22 protein-coding genes are annotated in these 21,178 nt (G+C 40.0%); 5 read left to right on the top strand and 17 right to left on the bottom strand.

The features are described from left to right. Positions 1-135: 135 nt before the first annotated feature. The 9 genes from WKI23_RS01520 to hisS are packed head-to-tail and all read right to left on the bottom strand — an operon-like array spanning position 136 to position 4,471. Positions 136-366 carry a hypothetical protein gene (locus WKI23_RS01520; protein WP_033682917.1) on the bottom strand — a complete coding sequence of 77 codons (231 nt, stop codon included), beginning with the start codon at positions 364-366 and terminating at the stop codon, positions 136-138. Positions 367-383: 17 nt separating this feature from the next. Then, the gene (locus WKI23_RS01515) at positions 384-1,025 is read right to left on the bottom strand and encodes a type II CAAX endopeptidase family protein (protein ID WP_368078710.1); all 642 of its coding nucleotides are present in this window, start codon (positions 1,023-1,025) and stop codon (positions 384-386) included. Positions 1,026-1,034: 9 nt separating this feature from the next. Next, entirely contained in the window at positions 1,035-1,769 is a 735-nt protein-coding gene (locus WKI23_RS01510) for a DUF3169 family protein (RefSeq protein ID WP_368078709.1), read from the bottom strand. Positions 1,770-1,782: 13 nt separating this feature from the next. Further along, entirely contained in the window at positions 1,783-2,133 is a 351-nt protein-coding gene (locus tag WKI23_RS01505; protein WP_368078708.1) for a PspC domain-containing protein, read from the bottom strand. A gap of 2 nt (positions 2,134-2,135) precedes the next feature. Then, positions 2,136-2,333, bottom strand: a complete 198-nt coding sequence (locus tag WKI23_RS01500) for a hypothetical protein (protein WP_033682914.1) — start codon at positions 2,331-2,333, stop codon at positions 2,136-2,138. Beyond that, positions 2,326-2,508 carry a hypothetical protein gene (locus WKI23_RS01495; protein WP_173280931.1) on the bottom strand — a complete coding sequence of 61 codons (183 nt, stop codon included), beginning with the start codon at positions 2,506-2,508 and terminating at the stop codon, positions 2,326-2,328. Before WKI23_RS01495 ends, WKI23_RS01500 begins: the two co-directional genes overlap by 8 nt. Next, a complete protein-coding gene (locus tag WKI23_RS01490) occupies positions 2,508-2,714 on the bottom strand; it encodes a helix-turn-helix transcriptional regulator (protein ID WP_001176233.1) in 207 nt (68 codons plus the stop codon). The genes WKI23_RS01495 and WKI23_RS01490 overlap by 1 nt, the downstream gene beginning before the upstream one ends. 9 nt (positions 2,715-2,723) lie before the next feature. Next, positions 2,724-3,191: a hypothetical protein gene (locus tag WKI23_RS01485; RefSeq protein WP_368078736.1), complete on the bottom strand. Its 468-nt coding sequence runs from the start codon at positions 3,189-3,191 to the stop codon at positions 2,724-2,726. Beyond that, on the bottom strand, positions 3,191-4,471 hold the full coding sequence (gene hisS, locus WKI23_RS01480; protein WP_138702568.1) for a histidine--tRNA ligase: 1,281 nt from the start codon (positions 4,469-4,471) through the stop codon (positions 3,191-3,193). The genes WKI23_RS01485 and hisS overlap by 1 nt, the downstream gene beginning before the upstream one ends. Before the next feature lie 86 nt (positions 4,472-4,557). Between hisS and WKI23_RS01475 the strand changes: the two genes are divergently transcribed. Next, positions 4,558-4,716, top strand: a complete 159-nt coding sequence (locus WKI23_RS01475) for a hypothetical protein (RefSeq protein ID WP_050256596.1) — start codon at positions 4,558-4,560, stop codon at positions 4,714-4,716. A gap of 28 nt (positions 4,717-4,744) precedes the next feature. Here the strand turns inward: WKI23_RS01475 and WKI23_RS01470 are convergent, their stop codons facing one another. Both WKI23_RS01470 and WKI23_RS01465 read right to left on the bottom strand, forming a co-directional pair. Then, entirely contained in the window at positions 4,745-5,992 is a 1,248-nt protein-coding gene (locus WKI23_RS01470; RefSeq protein ID WP_368078707.1) for a transporter, read from the bottom strand. Positions 5,993-6,188: 196 nt separating this feature from the next. Then, positions 6,189-7,040, bottom strand: coding sequence for an Rgg family transcriptional regulator (locus WKI23_RS01465; RefSeq protein WP_368078706.1), 852 nt, complete (start codon positions 7,038-7,040; stop codon positions 6,189-6,191). Positions 7,041-7,163: 123 nt separating this feature from the next. Here WKI23_RS01465 and WKI23_RS01460 point away from each other — a divergent pair, with 123 nt between their 5' ends. After that, the gene (locus tag WKI23_RS01460; RefSeq protein WP_001206380.1) at positions 7,164-7,505 is read left to right on the top strand and encodes a metal-sulfur cluster assembly factor; all 342 of its coding nucleotides are present in this window, start codon (positions 7,164-7,166) and stop codon (positions 7,503-7,505) included. A gap of 258 nt (positions 7,506-7,763) precedes the next feature. Here the strand turns inward: WKI23_RS01460 and ilvD are convergent, their stop codons facing one another. Then, positions 7,764-9,467: a dihydroxy-acid dehydratase gene (gene ilvD / locus WKI23_RS01455; protein ID WP_000137343.1), complete on the bottom strand. Its 1,704-nt coding sequence runs from the start codon at positions 9,465-9,467 to the stop codon at positions 7,764-7,766. A gap of 230 nt (positions 9,468-9,697) precedes the next feature. Between ilvD and rpmF the strand changes: the two genes are divergently transcribed. Beyond that, positions 9,698-9,880 carry a 50S ribosomal protein L32 gene (gene rpmF / locus WKI23_RS01450; protein WP_000290417.1) on the top strand — a complete coding sequence of 61 codons (183 nt, stop codon included), beginning with the start codon at positions 9,698-9,700 and terminating at the stop codon, positions 9,878-9,880. 15 nt (positions 9,881-9,895) lie between these two features. Further along, positions 9,896-10,045, top strand: coding sequence for a 50S ribosomal protein L33 (gene rpmG / locus WKI23_RS01445; RefSeq protein WP_001265622.1), 150 nt, complete (start codon positions 9,896-9,898; stop codon positions 10,043-10,045). A 264-nt stretch (positions 10,046-10,309) separates the two neighbouring features. Here the strand turns inward: rpmG and WKI23_RS01440 are convergent, their stop codons facing one another. The 4 genes from WKI23_RS01440 to WKI23_RS01425 all read right to left on the bottom strand — a co-directional run bounded on the left by WKI23_RS01440 (position 10,310) and on the right by WKI23_RS01425 (position 15,890). Beyond that, the gene (locus WKI23_RS01440) at positions 10,310-11,740 is read right to left on the bottom strand and encodes an ATP-binding protein (RefSeq protein WP_368078705.1); all 1,431 of its coding nucleotides are present in this window, start codon (positions 11,738-11,740) and stop codon (positions 10,310-10,312) included. Between the two features lie 190 nt (positions 11,741-11,930). Continuing rightward, positions 11,931-13,532, bottom strand: coding sequence for a type I restriction-modification system subunit M (locus WKI23_RS01435; protein WP_368078704.1), 1,602 nt, complete (start codon positions 13,530-13,532; stop codon positions 11,931-11,933). Between the two features lie 172 nt (positions 13,533-13,704). Beyond that, a complete protein-coding gene (locus WKI23_RS01430) occupies positions 13,705-14,826 on the bottom strand; it encodes a restriction endonuclease subunit S (protein WP_368078703.1) in 1,122 nt (373 codons plus the stop codon). Continuing rightward, a complete protein-coding gene (locus WKI23_RS01425; RefSeq protein WP_368078702.1) occupies positions 14,823-15,890 on the bottom strand; it encodes an AbiH family protein in 1,068 nt (355 codons plus the stop codon). The genes WKI23_RS01430 and WKI23_RS01425 overlap by 4 nt, the downstream gene beginning before the upstream one ends. Positions 15,891-16,149: 259 nt before the next feature. On the opposite strand from WKI23_RS01425, the gene WKI23_RS01420 reads away from it, so the two are divergent. After that, positions 16,150-17,391 carry a Fic family protein gene (locus WKI23_RS01420; RefSeq protein WP_368078701.1) on the top strand — a complete coding sequence of 414 codons (1,242 nt, stop codon included), beginning with the start codon at positions 16,150-16,152 and terminating at the stop codon, positions 17,389-17,391. A gap of 153 nt (positions 17,392-17,544) precedes the next feature. Here the strand turns inward: WKI23_RS01420 and WKI23_RS01415 are convergent, their stop codons facing one another. Continuing rightward, the gene (locus WKI23_RS01415; protein ID WP_368078700.1) at positions 17,545-20,913 is read right to left on the bottom strand and encodes a type I restriction endonuclease subunit R; all 3,369 of its coding nucleotides are present in this window, start codon (positions 20,911-20,913) and stop codon (positions 17,545-17,547) included. Positions 20,914-21,178 lie beyond the last annotated feature (265 nt).

Here is a 21,178-nt window from a genome sequence, read left to right as displayed (position 1 = left end):
TCTGTTACTATTTTACCATAAAAGCGCAGGCTCTTCATGAAAATCATCAGAAAAGTTTGCCAGTCTTTAAAAAATAGGTGAAAGCCCTAAAAATTAGCGTCCATACAAAAATCCGATGAACTTCATCGGACTCTTTTATTTTGAATTTTTGCCTGCTTTACGCTTTTCAGCAATTTCGGCTGCCTTTCGAGGCAAGACGATTTCCGTTGTGTAAGCTGTCCCAAAACGCCAGATACCGGCAATAGGGGCAAAGACCACTGCTAGATGGCTATAGAAGAAATCTCCCTTAAAGGCATAAGCTAGCGCTCCAATGATGAAAAATAGAACAACTGCTTGAATCACTGCTAATAAAATTACTCGTTTCATGTGACCTCCTGACTCTATTATAGCATGAGAATCATCAAAAAGCTGACTAAATTATTCAAAACGTGGAGAGAAATACTGTAGACCAGACCTTTTCTGCTAATATAAGCCAAGCCCAAGCTAAAACCAAGACTAGTATAGACTAAAAATTGTTGCACATCACCTGGGAAATGAATCAAGGCAAATAGAAGACTGGATACCAGAAGAAAAATCAGAGTTTGTTTACTATTGTCCTGCTTAGGAAAGAGGTAGCGTGCTAACATCCCTCTAAAGATGAGTTCTTCCGTCAGGGGAGCAAAGACCACCACCATAAAGAAAGCAAATGCAGGCTGTTCCACTGTCAGTTGAGATACGATTTGTTGACTGACCGACGGATCTTCTGGTAAAAAGAACTGGGCTGTAATAGCCACTAGCAAAACCAGAGTAGGCAACCAGATATGACGATTAAAAGCAGTCGTCTGGACGCTAACCTTTTCTGTCTGATACCATCTGTAAATTCCATAAACATAGGCTCCTGACAGGACGATATAAAGTGGTAAGACTCCAAAGATTGAAGCCCCTAGTCCAAGAGCTGACAGCGCCATGCTCTGAACCAGACCATAGATAAAGTAAAAGGATAGAATGGCTAGAAGAAACCAGCCAAGGTTTTTAAGTAATTTCATAAAGGTCTCCTATTTGAAATAACGTTTTACCATAGGTAACTGCATCGCATTGATATAAATATGGATTGCTCCTACAAGCAAGAAGCCCAGTAACTGAATCTCTCCTGTCAAGAAAGAAATGATAAAAAGAAAAATATATAAGATTGGTAAGACATAGTTATTTAATTGGAATAAAATTCGAAAACTCTGTTCCAAATTAGCCTTGCGCTCCCCTTCATCGTAAGAATCGAAATACTCTAAGATATCCTTTGGTGTAGAGAAAAATGCCAAATCAAGCTGACGAACAATCGCAATTGTTTTAAAAAGATATTTTTGGCTGTGTGAATACAGCACTAATCCCAAAAAGGAAAGGGAAAATGTTATACGACTTACATCGAGTACAATTACTTCATTACCTGAGATGACAAGAGCCAATACAATCGCTACTCCTGTAATATTAAAAGTAATGGTTCCAAACTCAAGATTACGATACATTTGCACATAATAGGTTTCATTCAGATCATCATCTATTTCCTCTTGATACAAGGAGTGAAATTTTCTGCTTTTCTTTAAGAAATTGAACGTCAAAACAATGCCAACGAAACCTAATAGTAAACAAATAGCTGATAGCCATGGTGTCAAGATTTTTACATCTAACATAATTCCGTGGAATTCGGCACCAGCCTTCAACATATCTACAAACATGTACAAGAAAACTCCCAAGACAAAAGGAATTAAAAATAACAATCCACGTTTCTTTTTCATATTCAACCTCTTTCTAAACCAATCCAACTAACCACTGACCAAAGGCCTTACCTGATTCATAAATTGCTGTCAAACCTTCTGTTCCAAGTGATACTAAAATCAAACAAACAGCAAACAAGAGAATAGCTTGGTTTCTTGCTTTTTTCGCCCCTTCTCCTAAAGGATCTCTCCCAAGCCAGCCTGCTAGATAAGCATATAGGATGACTGTTAAAATCCCAAACTCTGTTGACGAAAGAAACAACAAAATGGCTACTAAACGGATGATGTTAGTCTTGATATTAAAATAATTTCCTAAACCTGCACAGACACCTGCAAGTTCTTTGTTCTCAGTATCTACTTGAAAACCTGCTAAAAACTCTTTCATATTCATTCTCCTTTTTCACTTGCTAAATTGTTTGCTTTCTTTTCAATCCAGTCAACGACTGGGATAAGAGCAAAGTAGGCCCAGATAAATTGGTCGCTGTAATAGAGATCAAACCATCCTAGATTTGTTCCAATTAGTAGACACACGCTGACTAATAGAGCTATGGCTACTACATAATAGATCACTTTATACTTATTCATCATTTTTCTCCTTTTTCTCTAACCGATTGAAAATGGATAAGAGGACTAAATTAATCCAAAACAAATACTTACTTTCAACAAAATAGAACCAGCCCAGTAATGTTCCAACCATAGCGAAAGCATTCACAATGAGAACAAGAACACTCATATAATAAAACACTTTATACTTGTTCATCACTCGTCCTCCTCCAAGCGAAATACCGATTCGACTGTTTCGTTGAAAATTTGAGATATTTTCAAAGCAATCACAACGGACGGGGTGTATTCGTCCCGTTCTAATAGGCTAATGGTCTGTCTGGAAACCTCTGCTAGCTTGGCTAGTTCGGTTTGATTGAGGCCATCGCGAGCCCGAAGCTCTTTTAGACGATTTTTTAGTTGCATGTTACACACCTACTCTCCGTCAAATTCAACGGCTTGGATATCCTCAATACGTTGCAACTTGAATTTTTCTTTTCCCTTTTTATCAACGCTACGTAGTTTGACCCATTCCTCATCAACATCCACAACTTCCCAGTTATCTGGCTCAATATACACTCCTGTTATAATTGGTTTCTTTCCAATCATTTCTTGCAATAATCTCGACATTTCTGCGTTTCCTTTCTCTTTTCGCTCAAGCTTTTTGATTTTATTCTCTAGTTTCTTGATTTTTTTAGAACCATTGGAATAAAAGAAAATCATAAATAGTATAAATACTACTACCCACATCATAGCTCCTTTCTGCTTCCTATTTCTTAACTTGAATTTATTGTAACACATCTTTTTCTTTTTGACAAGCATATTTGTCAAAAAGTTTATGATTTTTGTCATTTTGCAAAAGAAAAAGGTCAGGAATAAGATCCTGACCAGTTTATCTACTATTAAAAGCCTAATTTTTCAAAGATTTCTGAGAAGTTTTGACTGATAGCATCAAGTGATACTTGTACTTCTTCTCGGGTTTGATTATTCTTGACCGTTACTTGTCCGCTTTCGACCTCACTCTCGCCTAGAGTGATGAGGGTCTTAGCTGCAAAGACATCGGCTGACTTGAACTGAGCTTTAAGTTTACGGTTGAGGTAATCACGCTCTGCTTTGAAACCTTGTTGGCGAAGAGCCTGTACCAATTCCAAGGCCTTAACATTTGCTCCTTCGCCCAAGACTGCGATATAGACATCTAGGGCATTTTCAATAGGGAGAGTCACACCTTGCTTTTCAAGAATGAGAAGCAGACGCTCTACACCAAGTCCAAAACCAAATCCAGCAGTTTCCGGACCACCAAAGTAGGCAACCAAACCATCGTAGCGACCACCCGCACAGACTGTCAGGTCATTGCCCTCAATCTCAGTGATAAACTCGAAAATAGTGTGATTGTAGTAGTCCAGACCACGCACCATATTGGTATCGATGATGTAGTCTACTCCAAGATTTTCCAACATCTGACGCACAGCATCAAAATGAGCTTGGCTTTCTTCATCAAGGAAGTCCAAGATAGACGGTGCATTCTCTACTGCTACCTTGTCTTCTTTTTCCTTAGAGTCCAAGACACGGAGAGGATTTTCCTCCAAACGACGTTGGCTATCCTTAGACAAGGTCTCCTTGAGCGGTGTCAAATAGTCAATCAAGGCTTGGCGGTAAGCCGCACGGCTCTCAGGATTTCCAAGAGTGTTGAGGTGCAATTTGACACCTTGGATGCCGATTTCTTTCAAGAAATGGGCTGCCATCGCGATTGTTTCCACATCGGTAGCTGGATTGCTAGATCCAAAACACTCAACTCCGATCTGGTGGAACTGGCGCAAACGCCCTGCCTGTGGACGCTCGTAACGGAACATAGGGCCCATGTAGTAGAACTTACTTGGCTTTTGCACTTCTGGGGCGAAGAGTTTATTTTCCACATAGGAACGGACAACGGGCGCTGTTCCTTCTGGACGGAGGGTAATATGGCGGTCACCCTTGTCATAGAAATCGTACATTTCCTTGGTTACGATATCGGTCGTATCTCCGACAGAGCGACTGATAACCTCGTAATGCTCAAAAATAGGCGTGCGCACTTCCGCATAGTTATAGCGCTTGAAAATTTCACGGGCAAAGCCCTCAACGTATTGCCATTTGGCAGACTCAGCAGGCAAGATATCCTGCGTTCCTTTTGGTTTTTGTAATTTCATAGGGAATCCTCTTTAAACTTAATAGTCTTATTTTACCATAAATAGAGGGATTAAGACAGTATGAAAAAAATTAGGATTTATACTCAATGAAAATCAAAGAGCAAACTAGGAAACTAGCCGCAGGCTGCTCAAAACACTGTTTTGAGGTTGCAGATAGAACTGACGAAGTCAGCTCAAAACACCGTTTTGAGGTTGCAGATAGAACTGACGAAGTCAGTAACATCTATACGGCAAGGCGACGTTGACGTGGTTTGAAGAGATTTTCGAAGAGTATTAGATATCATTTTTGAGATTAAGACCTGTCAAAAGAATAGCTAGCAAGGAAAGACCAACAAATAGCATCCAAGTCAACTGTATATTCCATACAGCTATAAGTGAAAAACAAGCTGTTCCCACAGGTATGGATAAGGTAAACAATAAACCTAAAAAATTACTGGTACGAGCTAGAACCTCTGGAGCTAGATTTTTCATGAGCATAGCACTAATCTTTGGTTGAACTTTAGCAGATACATACAGAGTTGAAAAGAGAAATAGTAAACCAAGTACGACTTGATTGAATACATTAGCTAGACCAACTAGACTGAGTCCTACGGTCACCCACATCATCAATCTAGGCAAGGACTGCTTCCCAAAATAATCATTACCCGTAAGGCTACTGATGATGATTGCTACTAAAACACAGACTTGATTGATAAATAATGCCTCTGTGTAAGAAAAGTCCAAAAGAGAATGGCTCAAAAAGAAGATGTTATAGATGCTTCCTAAAGCACCACCCAAGGCATTGATAAGCAAGACAGCAAAGAGCATAAAACCAAAGTTTTTCTGTCCACTTTTAAGAAAAACGAGACGTAAATTTCGGTAAATCGTTAGGAACTGGTCTTTGATAGAAAGCTTCTCATTTTTTAGTGATTTACCATCAGCAACTGAAAGTGACAGGCTCAATTTGCTTTTTCCTAAAAAGAGAATCACGGCTGATACGAGGAAAAAACAGGCATTGATTCCCGCAACGAGAGAAAAATTATTGACCGATAGTCCTAAGAGCCAGACTCCGAAAGCTTGACCACCAATAGCTGAAATATAGGTGATGAACTGTGAAAAAGAGTAAGCTTCCATCAAATCCTCTTCAGCTACTTTTTCCTTAACGAGAGGCATGCGCAAACCACCAGCAAAATCACTGATGACATCACTAATGACATTGATTAGACACAGGCTAGAAAAGGCAAAGAGAGTAGCTTGCTGAACAACTAGAGCTGCTAGAAAAAATAAAACTGCCTGAAACAAACCGCTATAGACCATCCATTTGACCTTGTCCCTTGTGCAATCTGCCCGAATCCCTACAAAAACTGTAAAGAGAGTCGGAAGAAGCATGACAATATTGGCCATAGCAACCGCAAAAGAGGCTTGTGGCAAGGTCGATGCATAAACGATAAATACCAGGTTAAAAATTGAAGCACCAAAGGCATTGAAGAAGCGTGACAAGGTCAAGAGTCGATAAGCTTGATTTCTAAACAATAGGTTCATAGGTAATCTCCCTTCTTGTTATAATCCCTATATGAAGTATGGCTATAGTATAGCACTTAGAAATTGAAAGGGAAAACTTTTGAATATATGCAACACACAAAATAAGCAAAAAAACGATAGAACTTCTTTGATAACCTGAGAGAGGTCAACAGTTCTATCGCTTCAAATTTTAAATTTTTTCTTGGTTTGCAGATATTCAACAATCGGTCGTTTTTCGATAGTATTCGGCGGATTTGTTACAGCCAAGTATCTCAAAAATATGGACAGCATCTTCCATCTTTTTCTGACCTTCCTTGACTCTGCCTTGCTTGCTATCAAGAAGACCTTCAGCCCACAAATAGACTATCCTGAAATAGGTCTCATTTTCCTTGTAGAAATGCTCTTTGATGACACGTTTAAAATAAGAGGCATTGGTAAATTCTTCACACTCAATGCTGGCTAAAAAACCATTCAATAGCATGGTGTGAAACAGGTTTCGATTACTAGACATTTCCATTAGAAAATCGGATTTTCGGACCATTTCTCGTACATATCTAGTAAAAAGAGAAACAGATAAGAACGGAGAACTGACTGAGAACAAATTGAGTTCATAGATTCCCCAAATCTCGGTAGAAAACAGATAATCATGAAGGACTTTCCCTTCCTCTGCCGTTAACTCTACCGTTTCATCCATACTCTTCATATAAGACTTGATAATAATGGCATTTAGAATATGTTTCTGTTTGTTTTGAGAATGGGCATGCTTTTGATATTCCTTGCGATACAAGTCTTCAAGAGGTGCTATATTCTTTATATCCAAGACATCCGTAATTTCTTTTCTCAACTCAGAATCTGTATCATACTGAAAACCTCTTGCCAGAAAGAGAATTTCCTCCACACTGGCAGATATATTTTCTAGTGCAAATAGAAACTTTTCCACCGAAAGCTCACTTTGACCTGTTTCAAATCGGGACAACATAGACGGCGAAAATTGTCCCCCAGTCGCCTGTCTCAGCGAAATATTTCTTGACTCTCGTAATTGTCTAAAGACCTTTCCAATCTGCTCCATAGACTTCCCCTTAATTGAGTATTTTCTTCATTTTATCATATTTTTCAGAAAATTCATCAAAAACTTGCCAAATTGTCAGAATTATGAGAAAATAGAGGATATTTATCACGTGGAGGGACTGTAATGAGAGAGGATATCAAAATCAATGACCGTGCTTTGGCCTTACAAGACCAAATTATCGAAAAACTAGAGAAGGTTTTTGATACAGATGTGGAATTGGATGTTTACAATCTAGGGTTGATTTATGAAATCAATCTGGACGAAACGGGTCTCTGTAAGATTGTCATGACTTTCACCGACACTGCCTGCGATTGTGCCGAAAGCCTGCCTATCGAAATCGTAGCAGGTCTGAAACAAATCGAGGGTATCGAAGATGTCAAGGTTGAAGTCACCTGGTCGCCTGCCTGGAAAATCACACGAATCAGTCGCTACGGCCGTATTGCCCTTGGACTGCCACCTCGTTAATACTCTTCAAAAATCTCTTCAAACCACGTCAGCGTCGGCTTGTCGTAGATATATGTTACTGACTTCGTCAGTTCTATCTGCGACCTCAAAACAGTGTTTTGAGCTGACTTCGTCAGTTCTATCTGCAACCTCAAAACAGTGTTTTGAGCAACCTGCGCCTAGCTTTCTAGTTTGCTCTTTGATTTTTATTGAGTATAAGCAGGCAAATTACTTTTGGAGATGAAAAGAAGCAAGCCGAGATTGGCTTGCTTTTTGAGTTTATTTTTTACCTGACTTGTCCATATTCCAGAAGTCTGTCACGGCTCCGCGAGAAGCAGATGATACGATATGGGCGTATTTACCGAGGACACCACGGCTGTAAAGTGGTGGCAAGGTTGTTTCTGCCTTGCGTTTTTCAAGTTCTTCTTCGGATACGGCCATGGAAATTTCTTTGGTATCTTGGTCAACCGTAACGATATCGCCTGTACGAAGGTAGGCAATCGGTCCACCATCCTGAGCTTCAGGAGCGATATGTCCTACAACCAGACCATAAGTACCACCAGAGAAACGACCATCCGTCAAGAGGGCAACCTTGTCTCCCTGACCTTTACCAACGATCATTGATGAAAGTGACAGCATCTCAGGCATACCAGGACCACCCTTAGGTCCAACGAAACGAACAACGACTACATCGCCGTCAACGATTTCATCTGTCAAAACAGCCTGAATGGCATCTTCTTCTGAGTCAAAGACCTTAGCTGGACCAACGTGACGACGCACTTTAACACCTGATACCTTGGCAACCGCACCGTCAGGAGCAAGGTTCCCGTTCAAGATGATAAGCGGACCGTCTGCACGTTTTGGATTTTCAAGTGGCATGATAACTTTTTGACCTGGTGTAAGGTCTGCAAAATCAGCCAAGTTTTCAGCGACTGTCTTACCAGTACATGTGATACGGTCCCCGTGAAGGAAACCATTCGCCAACAAGTACTTCATAACCGCAGGCACACCACCGACTTCGTAGAGATCTTGGAAGACATACTGACCAGATGGTTTCAAGTCAGCCAAGTGAGGCACACGTTCTTGAATCGTATTGAAGTCCTCAAGTGACAAGTCAACATTTGCGGCATGGGCAATGGCAAGCAAGTGAAGAGTGGCATTTGTAGAACCACCGAGAGCCATCGTCACAGTGATGGCATCTTCAAAGGCTTCACGAGTCAAGATATCTGACGGTTTGAGACCAAGCTCCAGCATCTTAACAACAGCTCGTCCTGCTGCTTCGATGTCTTCTTTCTTGTCAGCTGATTCAGCTGGGTGAGATGAAGAGCCTGGCAAACTCATACCGAGAACTTCAATAGCAGTCGCCATGGTATTAGCAGTATACATACCACCACAGCCACCAGGTCCAGGGCAGGCATTACATTCAAGACGCTTCACATCCTCAGCTGTCATATCACCGTGGTTCCATTTTCCGATACCCTCAAAAACAGAAACCAAGTCAATGTCTTTGCCATCAAGATTTCCCGGTGCAATGGTTCCACCATAGGCGAAAATAGCTGGGATATCCATATTGGCAATGGCAATCATAGAACCAGGCATGTTCTTGTCACAGCCACCGATAGCAACAAAAGCATCGACGTTGTGGCCACCCATAGCCGCCTCGATTGAGTCCGCGATGATATCACGAGATGTCAAAGAGAAACGCATACCAGGCGTTCCCATGGCAATCCCATCCGCTACGGTAATAGTCCCAAACTGCACAGGCCAAGCACCTGCAGATTTGACACCTTCTTTGGCTAATTTCCCAAAATCATGCAAGTGAATGTTACATGGTGTATTTTCCGCCCAAGTCGAAATCACTCCCACAATCGGTGTTTCAAAGTCCTTATCTGTCATACCAGTCGCACGAAGCATGGCACGGTTTGGTGATTTAACCATGCTGTCATAAATGCTACTGCGGTGACGTTTATCTAATTCAGTCATTTGTTCCCTCCCATTTCAGTTTTTACTATTATAGCACATTTTAAAGGCAATGAACAGAAGAAAATTCTTGAATTTTCAGAAAATTTCGATTAATTTGGTTGATGACCTTCTAATTTTTTCATCTTTTTTTGTCAAGTAACTTTACTTTACAAAAAAAATGTGTTATCCTAGTATGGTTGATGAAAATCAGTAGATTGAATCGAATATAAATACCTAAAGGAGAAATCAAAATGGCAGTACCTGCACGTCGCACTTCAAAAGCGAAGAAAAACAAACGTCGTACACACTACAAAGTAACAGCTCCATCTGTAAACTTTGACGAAACTACTGGAGATTACTCACGTTCTCACCGTGTATCACTTAAAGGATACTACAAAGGACGTAAAATCGCTAAAGCTGCATCAGCTGAATAATAGAAGGGAGATACCATGCGCGTAAATATTACACTTGAACACAAAGAATCTGGTGAACGCTTGTACCTTACTTCTAAAAACAAACGTAACACTCCAGACCGTCTTCAATTGAAGAAATACTCACCAAAACTTCGCAAACACGTTGTGTTTACAGAAGTGAAGTAAGCATTCAATACGAATCAATACAGAAGAAAAACGCTGTTCAAGCGTTTTTTTCTTTTGGTTAATTATCTTATATTTCAATTCAGACTCTACTTATCCTACAATCTTTTTTTGTAAAGCTGATTTGAATCAGGTAATTTTAGCACGTTACTACACTTTACTGCACTCTACTGCACTCTACTGCACTCTACTGCACTCTACTGCACTCTACTGCACTCTATTGCACTCTATTGCACTCTATTGCACTCTATTGCACTCTACTGCACTCTACTTAAGCAAGGTATAGTATTGATTTCTGTCTTGCTTGCTAGTGCCATGCCATTCAAGTATTCCTTTATTTGCAAGATTCCTTAATAACTTACTAGCAAAATTTCTACTTCGATTAGTTATTTCAGAAGCTAGTGATGTCGTCATTTTTTCACCTGTATTATACATGATGTGTAAAATAGTTTTTTCATCATCGTTTAGATCAATAAATTGATCATATTTTTGTGCAATTTTATCGCTAACTCTTAAATGCCTACTGACAATATTATTTTCTAGAGTTAGCATAACTTTATTGCCCGGTTCAGAATATTTTGGTTCATGTAGAAAGAATGATTCCATTTCTGTATAGATACGTTTCACCCCTTCATTCATTTCCCTAACCCACCCAAATTCTGTCAAAATTCTAGCTATACGAGGATTTCTAGAAAAGCGTTCATGTTTTATATTCTCAACTGTAACAATATTTGGTAATTTGCCTGGACTATGAATTTCCAAACGATTATCAAACATCATAACTCTAATATAATCACCTGATACTGAGTAATTCCTATGGGTCACTGCATTGACAACTCCCTCAAACCAAGCAAATTCAGGATATTCAGGTAGAATTTGGAATTGGCCATTATCATCTAAATATTGAAACTCCCGAAGCTGTGTACGAATAAAATCCCTTACTTTATTAATTAGAATTGGAAGGGCATCTTCAAATGTCACATCTTTAACGACATTGAATGTACTTCCCGTCCCCATATCGACGCCATCAAATCGTAAAAAACGTATCCTTGCTTGAGGGAAGAAACTAGATGGATACTTTCCAAATAATAGAATAGAGGCTTTAGTCAACTGACCATCAACTAATAAGCGCCTAGCTTTCAGTATTTCTTCTGTACTTCTATCTTTGCTCACAAATTTGGTCTTATACTCATTCACAAGTTCTTCATCAATATCATCTAAAGTTGCTCCTGCTACAATTTCATCCTCAAAATGACGCTGACCCTTATCATAACTCAACTGTATACGTTGTTCAAAACCTAATTTAACAGATTCATCACCTTGTCGTAAATAAACATCATCGTTGGGAGCAGTAATCACTCTATCAGTAGATACTTCTACAGAAATAATTAAAATAAAATCTTCTTCATCTTTATAATTTTTAACTTCTAATTTAGTAAATTTTAAACTTAGAGGATTATCTCTTAATGCTCCCTTAAGTTTTTCAAACTCTTCAATTGGATACGCATTCCCGTCCTTAAAACCTGTAATGATATTATTTCTTTTTTCATCCTCAATACCAATGACTAATTGGCCACCTTCTGCATTCGCGAAGGCAATCAAATGTCTTAAGAGTTCCAATGGTTTTTTACGAGCGCTTTTTCTATCCAAATACTGACTTTCTGGCGCAAACTGCCAGTATGATAAACCTTGTTCCATTTACTTACTCCTAAAAATAATTAATTTTATTATATCACAACAACTAGACCATTTTTTGAGTTAAATCAACAAATCAAATTTCTAAGTCCAAAAACTATCCATTCTACTAAAAATTATTTTCTAAAAATCAACGAAATCCAAAAGCACCTCGTACAATTTATACGAGATGTTTTCATTCTTCCCCTACTCTCTAAATCTCTTTCAACTTTTCGAGATAGGCGATTAATTCTGCTTGGGCTTCTGGTGTTGTGCCTACTAGTTGGCTGCGCATGTGTGCGAGTCTGGCTTCTACCTCTACAATCTCTTTATCAATCTCTGCGAGCTGGTCGGCGAGGTCGGTTAGGGGAACAACGGGTTCTTCCTCAAAGGTATCGACATAGCGTGGAATGTTGAGGTTATAGTCATTTTCGACAATCTCTTCAAAGCTGACTAGATGGGCGAACTTCTCGACATTCTCACGTTTTTGATAAGTCTCCAAAATCTTGGCAATATGGTCTTCGGTCATATTGTTTTGATTTTTCCCTTTTTCAAACTCTTTTGAGGCATCGATAAAGAAGACATCCTTATTGGTGCGATTCTTTTTAAGGATAATAATAGTTGTCGGGATAGAGGTGTTGTAGAAGATATTTGCTGGCAAGCCGATAACTGTATCAATAGCGCCTTCTTCTAGCAGGTGTTGACGAATCTTTTGCTCGGCTGCTCCTCGGAAAAGAACTCCGTGAGGAAGAACGATGGCCATGACACCATTATGCTTGAGGTGGTAAAAACCGTGAAGGAGGAAGGCAAAATCTGCTTTAGACTTAGGTGCAAGAACTCCATAACTTGAAAAGCGAGGATCTTGCAGGAAGCCACTATCTGCTGACCACTTCAGCGAATAGGGTGGGTTCATCAAAACCCCATCAAAGTCTGTCGGCTCGGTAGTCGGCCAATCTTCGTCTAGGGTATCGTGGTTGCTGAGGTGATAGTTTTCAATCGCAACCCCATGAAGCATCATATTCATGCGAGCAAGGTTGAAGGTCGAAGTAATCAACTCTTGACCGTAGTAAGAAATCGTCGAAGCTTCCTTACTATAGCGCTTGGCATTGAGCAAGAGGGAACCAGAACCCATGGTCGGGTCGTAAACCGACATGCCCTTTTGATGCTCACGCCCTGCAAAGACAATCTGTGTCATGAGGTGAGAAACTGCTTGAGGTGTATAGAACTCTCCAGCCTTTTTTCCAGAATCACTGGCAAACTGGCCAATCAAGTACTCATAAGCATCACCCAAGATATCACCAGCATGACCAGAGACATTGAGGTCGTTGAGCTGTTTCATGACCTCAGAGATGATCTTGTTTTGCTTTTGTGGCGTGTTGCCTAGCTTTTTCGCATAGAGGTCGATATCTTCGAAGAGATTTTCAAATTTTTCATTGGCCTGCTCGATATCACGGAAACTTTGGGCTAGGGATTCTAGCTGGAAGGTTCCTGCATGGATAGACTGAACCAACTTGGTAAAGGTTAGAGAAGGCTCAATCACATAGCCCAGCTCGTCATTTAAGACCTCAATGAGGTCTTCACGGACATCTGCATCCGCAAAGTTTTCCTCGTAGAGAAGTTGCGCTTGCTGGAAGGACACAAAGGGCTCGTCCAAGTTATCACAGACGGCTTGGAGGATGTTGTCGGATAGGTACTTGTAGAAAATCAAGCCCAAGAGGTAGGACTTGTATTCATTGGCTTCCATCTGGCCACGCAGGATATCTGCCGCATTCCAGAGGGATTGGTAGAGTTCTCTTGATAAATCTGTTTGTGACATAGGGTCTCCTATCAATTTCTACTTTCATTCGTTTGGCGTAGCTTTTTATGGTCTCGGTATCGTATGGAATTGAACACGACCTAAAAGCTGGGTAAAAAGATAAACTGTCTAGTCTTCATCTCAGACTGTCCCAGTTTCCTATTTTTATTAGACTTTTGACGGTCTTTGTATCTTATATAAACATTTTTCTGAGTAGGGTTTGTTTGCTTTCTTTGAGCTGGTTAACTTTTTCCTCTTGCTTGGCAATGGCCTTGTCTAGGTCTTGGAAGAAAGAACCGATGACCTCTTGTTCAGGGAGAGAAGGTAAGGAAGATAGTTCATTCTTCAATAAAGAATAATGACGTTTATACCCTTGGGATTTAGGCAGATATCTTTCTAACATTATAAACAAAAATGGCTGAGTAGTTAAATCTGAGTGTAATATTTTTATACCATCTGTAGCTAATAAAAAAGGAGTCTCAGGTTTAAATAAAGATAATGTATGATCACCAAAAAGAATAACATTACTAAAATTATTAAATGGTTTATTATCTGAAAAACCTACAATAGGAATGTCCCCTTGTTGTATTACAGGATTATTTCCCTCTTCATAATACTCGGTAATATAATTTTTGGAACTAATAGATTGGATTATCTCCCCCAACTTCACTTCCTTCCACTCATCTTCAAATCCTGCGAAACGAAGGGCGGGTTTGGTTTGTCCTTTGGCTGGGAATAAGAGCTTGAGGTAGGTTTTCTTCTGCTCTTTGAGCACCTCTAACTTACGCTGTTGAAGGGTGATAAGGTGGTCGAGATTGCGAAAATATGCTCCAATTTTCTGTTGTTCGCTGTATTTTGGATAATATGCTTCAAATCCCATTACATCAGAAACTGATAAATTTGTTTGCTTTGCTCCATCATCAAATGCTAAGAAATATGGATGCCTATTCATTAAAATGTAAAGAAAATAAGGGAATGTTTCGCCTATTGGAGTTATCCCTGCGATTCGCTGATTTAGCGTGTATTTATCATTTTTTTCGACCCAAAATGTTCTCGCAATAGCACGACCATTTGGAACATCACTCAGCACAAAGGCAATCTCATTTTCAAACAATGCTTCATTTTTCTTATTAGAAAATTTCTTTACTTCACCATCTGTGGAAATGAATTTTGAATTTACTACAATATACTTTCCGTTCTCATCAATGCAGTTTTCGTGAGCCTTTCCGTTACGATATTGAGCTACTTCTCCCAACTTACGCTGTTCCCAAGCTTCAGTATATCTCACAAAGCGATAACTTGGTTTCTTTGTCATATTACTCCTCCAACTATTTCATCTTTATTTGTATCTATAAATTGTAATTGATAAGCTTTACGAGCACCCCATACCTTCAGTGTTTTCTTAATAGTATATTCATTTTTCTTATCGAACTGGTCCACATAAATGCTCACATTCGGTACCTGTTTAAAGATTTCTTTAAAGTACGGAGCATCCACTCCATTCTCATCCCGAATACCAAAACCAATGAAGTAGATTTCTTTGATAGAGCTTAAATTTTTGAAAAAGCATTCGTACTTTCTAAGTTGCTCATTGACTGGCTTTCTAGTCAAATCAACTAAATTATAAAGAAAGTCACGTACCGCAGTTGGATCATTTTGTATAGATTCATCATAAGAATCCATTTCACGATTATGTCCAAATATTAGCTTATTTTCAGAAATGCTTTCATGTATATGACATATTTGTTCAGAATTTATACCGTAGAAATCCTCTAACAACATACTATAATTAAAAGTTAAAAAGTAGGCATTTTTGTTGTGTTCAACAGATTTCTTTCGTTTTAGTTTTTTTAGATTAGAAGGCATATTATCCCATTCAAGAACAAAACATTGGACCCATTCCCTAAATAAGTTTTCAATGTCTGCTCTTAGAAATTTTTCAAGAATCGTTGCCAGCTCCTCAGAATATGTTACTAAATCTTCTGGCACACAAGATGGCGGTATAATTTTCACCTCATTTATCCAACCTAAATCATGCTCAAACTGAGACCAAAAATTTTCTAATCCCATTAACTGCATCATATGTCGATAAATAAATTGATACCGTTCATGTTTATCTAACTGACCATTTCTAATTTTGGATAGAGAATATCCATATATGTCTCTCAACCCATCTTCCTTAGCATATCGATGTTGTTCTTGAATTTCAATATCCTTTTCCCTAAAAAAGTCGCAAATTCCCTTTGATGTTTGCAACGACTCTAACAACTCATCTTTCCCATAAGCCTGCTGATAAACAAACTTCTTGAAATATAGATAATTCGTCTTCAAATCATGCGCCATATCAAAACCATTTCCGATAATAAATAATTTCTCCACTCTATCCCCCCTTTCTATTACTCCATTTTCTTATTTCTACACTTTAAGTTTTCTTTTTTGATTTCTATTCTTCAATTTTCCCTATTTTTTCACTTTAGGGTATCAATGTCTTAATTCTATTGTTCAATTTTGGTCATTTTTGCACTTTAGATATGCAACTATGCTATCCTATTCTTCAATTTTCCCTATTTTGAAACAATAGATAGGCTTATTTTGTGATATAATGTTAAAAAACGTTGAAATGCGAGGATGACTACATATGAACTATAGAGAACTTAAAAAAATCTACTACAGTCATCGTGACCAATATGAGGGAGAGTATCAACTACGCTTACAGGGATACAGCTCCATTAGAACATCTCTTTATCCTCATTTAATGCAACGCGATACTGTCAAAACAAGTCAATACCCTTTATTTGTAACCCTACATCTAGGGATTTCCCAACTGATGGAAACTATCTCACAGCAGTCTCAACGAATTAGTAAAATAGCTGATACCCTCCCTAAGATTGCCCACGATCAGTTTTATAAGGAACAACTCTACCAATCGATTATTTCCACAAATGAAATCGAAGGTATCCATACAACTCGTAAAGAGTTGGTCGATGTGGAGAAACTCCTAGAGGAAGACCCCTATAAGACCGAACAAATCAAACATCTTTCCACCTTGCGAATGTACCAACAAATCCTTAAGGATGAATTTCTCCAAATCCAATCTCTTGAAGATATCAGAGGGATTTATGACCAATTAACACAGGGAGAAATATCGCCAGAGGATGAACTCGATGGAGAGTTTTTTAGACAGAAATCGGTCTTTATCCAAGACGACAAGACTGGCAAAGTCATCTATATCCCACCTCAAAAGGAGGAACAGATTCAGGTCATGCTGACAGAGTGGATTCGTTTTATAAACGACCATTCTATCCCAAACCTTGTCAAGGCTTGTGCTGGACACTATTTTTTTGAAAATATTCATCCCTTCTATGACGGTAACGGTCGGACAGGCCGCTATATCCTTGCCAAGTACTTGTCTAGAAAGCTCGATAAATTCTCGGGTCTGGTTTTGTCCCAACAAATCAATCACCATAAGCAAGACTATTATAAGGCTTTTAGGAATACTGGTGATCATCTCAACCGTGCCGATGCTACCTTCTTCGTTGAAACCTTGTTGACTTTTATCAAGGAAGGACAGGAAAATATTATCCAAACCCTCCTTGAAAAACAAGAGCAACTGCATCGCTATAAAGTTAAGATAGAGCAAACAGAAGGGCTGGAGGAAGTCGAGAAATACATCTTGTTTCTACTCGCTCAGTCCAAGCTCTTTGTCGATGATAAGAGAGATGGCATAGAAGATAGAAGCATCATCCAACTGGCCAATCAGTCCAACCATCATTACTCTAAGAAAAAGGTCAAGGATGCTTTCTTGCATCTTGAAGAGAGAGGAATTTTGACCCTAATTAGTCGAAAACCTTCCCAACATTATCTTTCTGACTATTTTTAATACTCAATGAAAATCAAAGAGCAAACTAGGAAACTAGCCGCAGGTTGCTCAAAACACTGTTTTGAGGTTGCAGATAAGACTGACGAAGTCAGTCACATATATACGGCAAGGCGACGTTGACGTGGTTTGAAGAGATTTTCGAAGAGTATAAACCTATCTCCCCCTCAGCGGTAAGATATCCTCTGAAATCATGCGCATATAGTCCTCTTTGAGGGCTTTTTTGTATTTGAGTTTTGGTAGTGCCTTGTCTCCATGGGCTTCCTTATAGGCCAGGTAGTCCTGAGATTCTGTGATGGCTTTTTCGCCATTTTGCTTGTCGCGTCCGATGCGATAGTTGTCCACTACGAACTGGAGTTCGTCCTCTCCAATCTGCCAATAATCTGCCGTTTCACGAATCTTTTGCTGGGTAGTTAGCTCAATCATCTCATCCAACTTATGGGTTACAGACTGCCCCTGATAGCTCTTGGCATCAGCTTGAACATCCTGCCAGAGTTTGGAGATGATGCTGGATAACTTGGGATTGGATTTGTTCAAATCTTCGATATAGTTATCTACCAGACTCTTTTCCTTTTTACCGATGAGGTTTTCTCGATTTTCGATTAGGGCTTGGATGAGAGAGAGGATATAGTGATAGTTTATCTCGTCGGTGCGGATGGATTCAAGCTCATACTCTATATCTAGGAGAATCCCTTCCTCTTCTTGGTCTTCTTTTCTGCGTCTGCGGAGCTCTTCGATGACATTTTGATATTGGCCGGCAAAGTTCTCGATGTCTTCTAGGCTGAGACCAATCTCTCTAAGAATGACTTTCTCATCATAGTCAGAATAGACTTGTATAGAGGATAGGAGCTTGTCAAATTCTTGGAAGGCCTTGGCAAAGCGTTTTAATTCTGCATCTGTCGCTGTATCCAAATCCGGCACCTGCTCTGGACTTGGAGCGATGGCTAGTAGTTGATGAACCTTCTCGAGAAACTTGGCCTTCTCCTCCTGCCATTCTGGGGCTAAGACACTGGTTTCACCACCATTTGAGTAGAGGCTCAGAGCTTCATCCACTTTTTCTTTAAAGCGGTCAGGCGTTTGGAAGGTAACGATTTGGCCGAATTTCTTGCCTTCATCAAAGAGGCGATTGGTTCGTGAAAAGCCCTGAATGATATGCTGGGGTTTCATGGGCTGACGATCCATGAACAGGGTCGATAGGCAAGGGGCATCAAAGCCCGTCAACAAGCGGTCCACCACGATAACCAGGTCCAACTGTTCCTCGCGGAAGGCAAAGCGTTCTTTCTTACGGGCCAAACGGTCGTTGAGGTCACTATTGTAGGAAGCAATGGTCGCTAGACTAAAGTGAGTGCCAAACATGGCATTGTAGTCTTCTAAACTCTCCTCCATGTAGGCTTGGTTGACATAGGAATCTACGTCATTTTCTGTCACAGAGTAAGTAATAGCAACTTTAGGAAAGTCTGGCAAGACCTTTTTAACATTTTCCGAAATGCTTAAAGACTTCTCTCCATTTTTGACTTGCTTGATCAGATTATAATAGGCCTGCGCACGGGCAATGCTTTTAACGGTCAAAATGGCTTCATAGGTTTTTCCTACTCCATTTTGGAAACCGAGTTTGCGTCTTGAGCGATTGAGAATAGCGTCTAAAACGGCAAGCATGTGACCTTCGTCATCATAACGCTCCTCGTCAATCTCATCTTCTGCCCAACCAGGCATGGTTGTCTGATACTCCACATTAAAGCCAAGAACCGCCTTGTCATGGATGGCTTCTTTGACGGTATATTGGTGGAGGCAGTCACCGTACTGCTCTTCGGTCGTCTGAGCAAGGTCTCCTTTTTGTTCACGTTTATTTTCTGTAAAGATAGGAGTCCCTGTAAACCCATACCAGAGAGAATTTGTAAAGAAGTGCTCTAGGTGGCGCTGGCGTTCAGGAGTCACTGCGCGATGGCATTCATCGACGACAAAGGCTAGTTTGAGTTGTTTGATACGATTGTAGACCTTTTGGTGACGCCCTTCATCAAACTGACGAATCATAGCATTGATTTTCTGGATGGTCGTCACAACGACACGGCGGTCATCAGAAGCCAGATTTTTAACCAATTTCTGTGTATCATCGGTTTCGTCGATATCAATCATATCGTTCTCTGCGTAAGACTGAAAAGAACTGGTCGTCTGCTGGTCAAGGTCTGTCCTATCAATCACAAAGATTGTCTTTTCGATAGATGGAATCTGGAGCAGATTGCGCGAAACCTTATAGGATGTCAAGGTCTTTCCTGAACCAGTCGTATGCCAGATATAACCCGACTGGCGCTTGCGACTGGCTTCACGGATAGCCTCAATGGCATGTACCTGATAGGGGCGTAATAAAATCAAGGCCTTCTTGTCATCATCAATGACAGAATACTGCATGACCATCTCGTGGGCTCTCGGTATCGACAAGACAGACTCTGCAAAGTCAAATAGCTGGGGTTGGGGGCTATTTTCACTATCCACCCACTTGGTCAAGAAGCGTTCATTTAGCTTGTTGGCTTTGGCAGCTGCGATGTAGCGAGTATCTGTAACGTTTGAGACGACAAACATCTGAAGACTTGAAAAAATACCTCTGAACTGTCCTTCTTGGTCGTATTTCTTAATCTGACGGAAGGCATCCATATAAGGATGAGAACGGCTTTTCAGTTCGATTTGAATCATAGGCAGACCATTGATCAGCAGAGTCACATCCCCACGGCGCTGGCGAATACCTTCTCCGCCTGTGATAACTTGGTTGACAACCTCATAGCTGGATTTGCCACCAGCGACATTGTTTCTCCACAAGACTTCCAAGCGAATGGTGCCTAGACTGGCATCTTCACGTTGAACCTGCACCTTGGCAATGCCATTTTCCCCTGCTATCCACTTGGCTGCTTCATAGAAGTTGACAAAATTGAGCTGATTTTTGATTTGATTTTTCTCTGAATTTGTAAGGGGATGGTCTTGCAAAATGCGGACATTATTGGCTTCCAGCTTGGCAAAAAAGTTTCCCCATAGGAGATCTTCTGTATTTAACTCAGGTCGATACACCCATTGACTTTCTCCTTTTGTCAGCTGGTTGATTAAATCTCGCTCGATAGCCAATTCCTGTTTGGTTTTGGCTTTACCTGCTACAGGGATAGCAGTCTCATCTTTGGGAGAGAGTCTCTGGCTGATATGGAAATCCTGCAAGGCTGCTTGATTGAGATGTTGCAATTTTTTGAGAAGATCTTGCTCCATCCCTTTTATGGCTTGATAGGCTACCGTCAGGTCTTTATCTGCATCTAGGTAGTGATGCGGATTCTTCTTTATTTGGATATAGCCCTGCACTAAATCTTCTAAACGTCTTAGCTGAATAGCAAGCTGGTTCTGGAGTTCCTGAGAATTACTTCCAGAGGCTTCTTTCTGGTTGATAGCTTCTAGGTATTCTACGATGGCAGCATAACTAGCCTGCAACTCAGGCGCTGAAACGAGGAGTTCTTGTTCTAATTCTTTTGATAAAGTGTAAGCCATGTTCATACCCCATTTCTATAACGCAAAAAGCCTACCAAAAACATTGGTAGGTTTTGAAAATGGGTATGAAAACGCAAGTTTATATATATATATGCAAGCTAGTTATTTGCTTAAATCTGAAAACCATGGGGACTCTTCCTTTTCATTCATCCAAGGCGTTGCGGCATCGAAAAAACAGCGCCTTTACTTCCTTCTATTGTATCATAAAAGACTCCTTGGGAAAAGATTTCCCATGGTTTTATCTCTATTTCAGAGTAAACTTGCTTGCAGG

This window comes from Streptococcus pseudopneumoniae (assembly GCF_038148955.1).
Lineage (GTDB): Bacteria > Bacillota > Bacilli > Lactobacillales > Streptococcaceae > Streptococcus > Streptococcus pseudopneumoniae_T.
Note: the sequence above shows the minus strand (reverse complement) of the source record. Positions and strands in the feature narration are given on the sequence as shown.

Coding starts and splice junctions, on each gene's coding strand:
- WKI23_RS01475 (WP_050256596.1), top strand. CDS start 4,558: ATGAAAATCAAAGAGCAAACTAGGAAACTAGCCGCAGGCTGCTCAAAA.
- rpmF (WP_000290417.1), top strand. CDS start 9,698: ATGGCAGTACCTGCACGTCGCACTTCAAAAGCGAAGAAAAACAAACGT.
- WKI23_RS01430 (WP_368078703.1), bottom strand. CDS start 14,826: ATGACAAAGAAACCAAGTTATCGCTTTGTGAGATATACTGAAGCTTGG.
- ilvD (WP_000137343.1), bottom strand. CDS start 9,467: ATGACTGAATTAGATAAACGTCACCGCAGTAGCATTTATGACAGCATG.
- WKI23_RS01520 (WP_033682917.1), bottom strand. CDS start 366: ATGAAACGAGTAATTTTATTAGCAGTGATTCAAGCAGTTGTTCTATTT.
- WKI23_RS01465 (WP_368078706.1), bottom strand. CDS start 7,040: ATGGAGCAGATTGGAAAGGTCTTTAGACAATTACGAGAGTCAAGAAAT.
- WKI23_RS01510 (WP_368078709.1), bottom strand. CDS start 1,769: ATGAAAAAGAAACGTGGATTGTTATTTTTAATTCCTTTTGTCTTGGGA.
- rpmG (WP_001265622.1), top strand. CDS start 9,896: ATGCGCGTAAATATTACACTTGAACACAAAGAATCTGGTGAACGCTTG.
- WKI23_RS01420 (WP_368078701.1), top strand. CDS start 16,150: ATGAACTATAGAGAACTTAAAAAAATCTACTACAGTCATCGTGACCAA.
- WKI23_RS01440 (WP_368078705.1), bottom strand. CDS start 11,740: ATGGAACAAGGTTTATCATACTGGCAGTTTGCGCCAGAAAGTCAGTAT.
- WKI23_RS01495 (WP_173280931.1), bottom strand. CDS start 2,508: ATGAACAAGTATAAAGTGTTTTATTATATGAGTGTTCTTGTTCTCATT.
- WKI23_RS01500 (WP_033682914.1), bottom strand. CDS start 2,333: ATGAATAAGTATAAAGTGATCTATTATGTAGTAGCCATAGCTCTATTA.
- WKI23_RS01515 (WP_368078710.1), bottom strand. CDS start 1,025: ATGAAATTACTTAAAAACCTTGGCTGGTTTCTTCTAGCCATTCTATCC.
- WKI23_RS01505 (WP_368078708.1), bottom strand. CDS start 2,133: ATGAAAGAGTTTTTAGCAGGTTTTCAAGTAGATACTGAGAACAAAGAA.
- WKI23_RS01435 (WP_368078704.1), bottom strand. CDS start 13,532: ATGTCACAAACAGATTTATCAAGAGAACTCTACCAATCCCTCTGGAAT.
- hisS (WP_138702568.1), bottom strand. CDS start 4,471: ATGAAATTACAAAAACCAAAAGGAACGCAGGATATCTTGCCTGCTGAG.
- WKI23_RS01490 (WP_001176233.1), bottom strand. CDS start 2,714: ATGCAACTAAAAAATCGTCTAAAAGAGCTTCGGGCTCGCGATGGCCTC.
- WKI23_RS01415 (WP_368078700.1), bottom strand. CDS start 20,913: ATGAACATGGCTTACACTTTATCAAAAGAATTAGAACAAGAACTCCTC.
- WKI23_RS01460 (WP_001206380.1), top strand. CDS start 7,164: ATGAGAGAGGATATCAAAATCAATGACCGTGCTTTGGCCTTACAAGAC.
- WKI23_RS01470 (WP_368078707.1), bottom strand. CDS start 5,992: ATGAACCTATTGTTTAGAAATCAAGCTTATCGACTCTTGACCTTGTCA.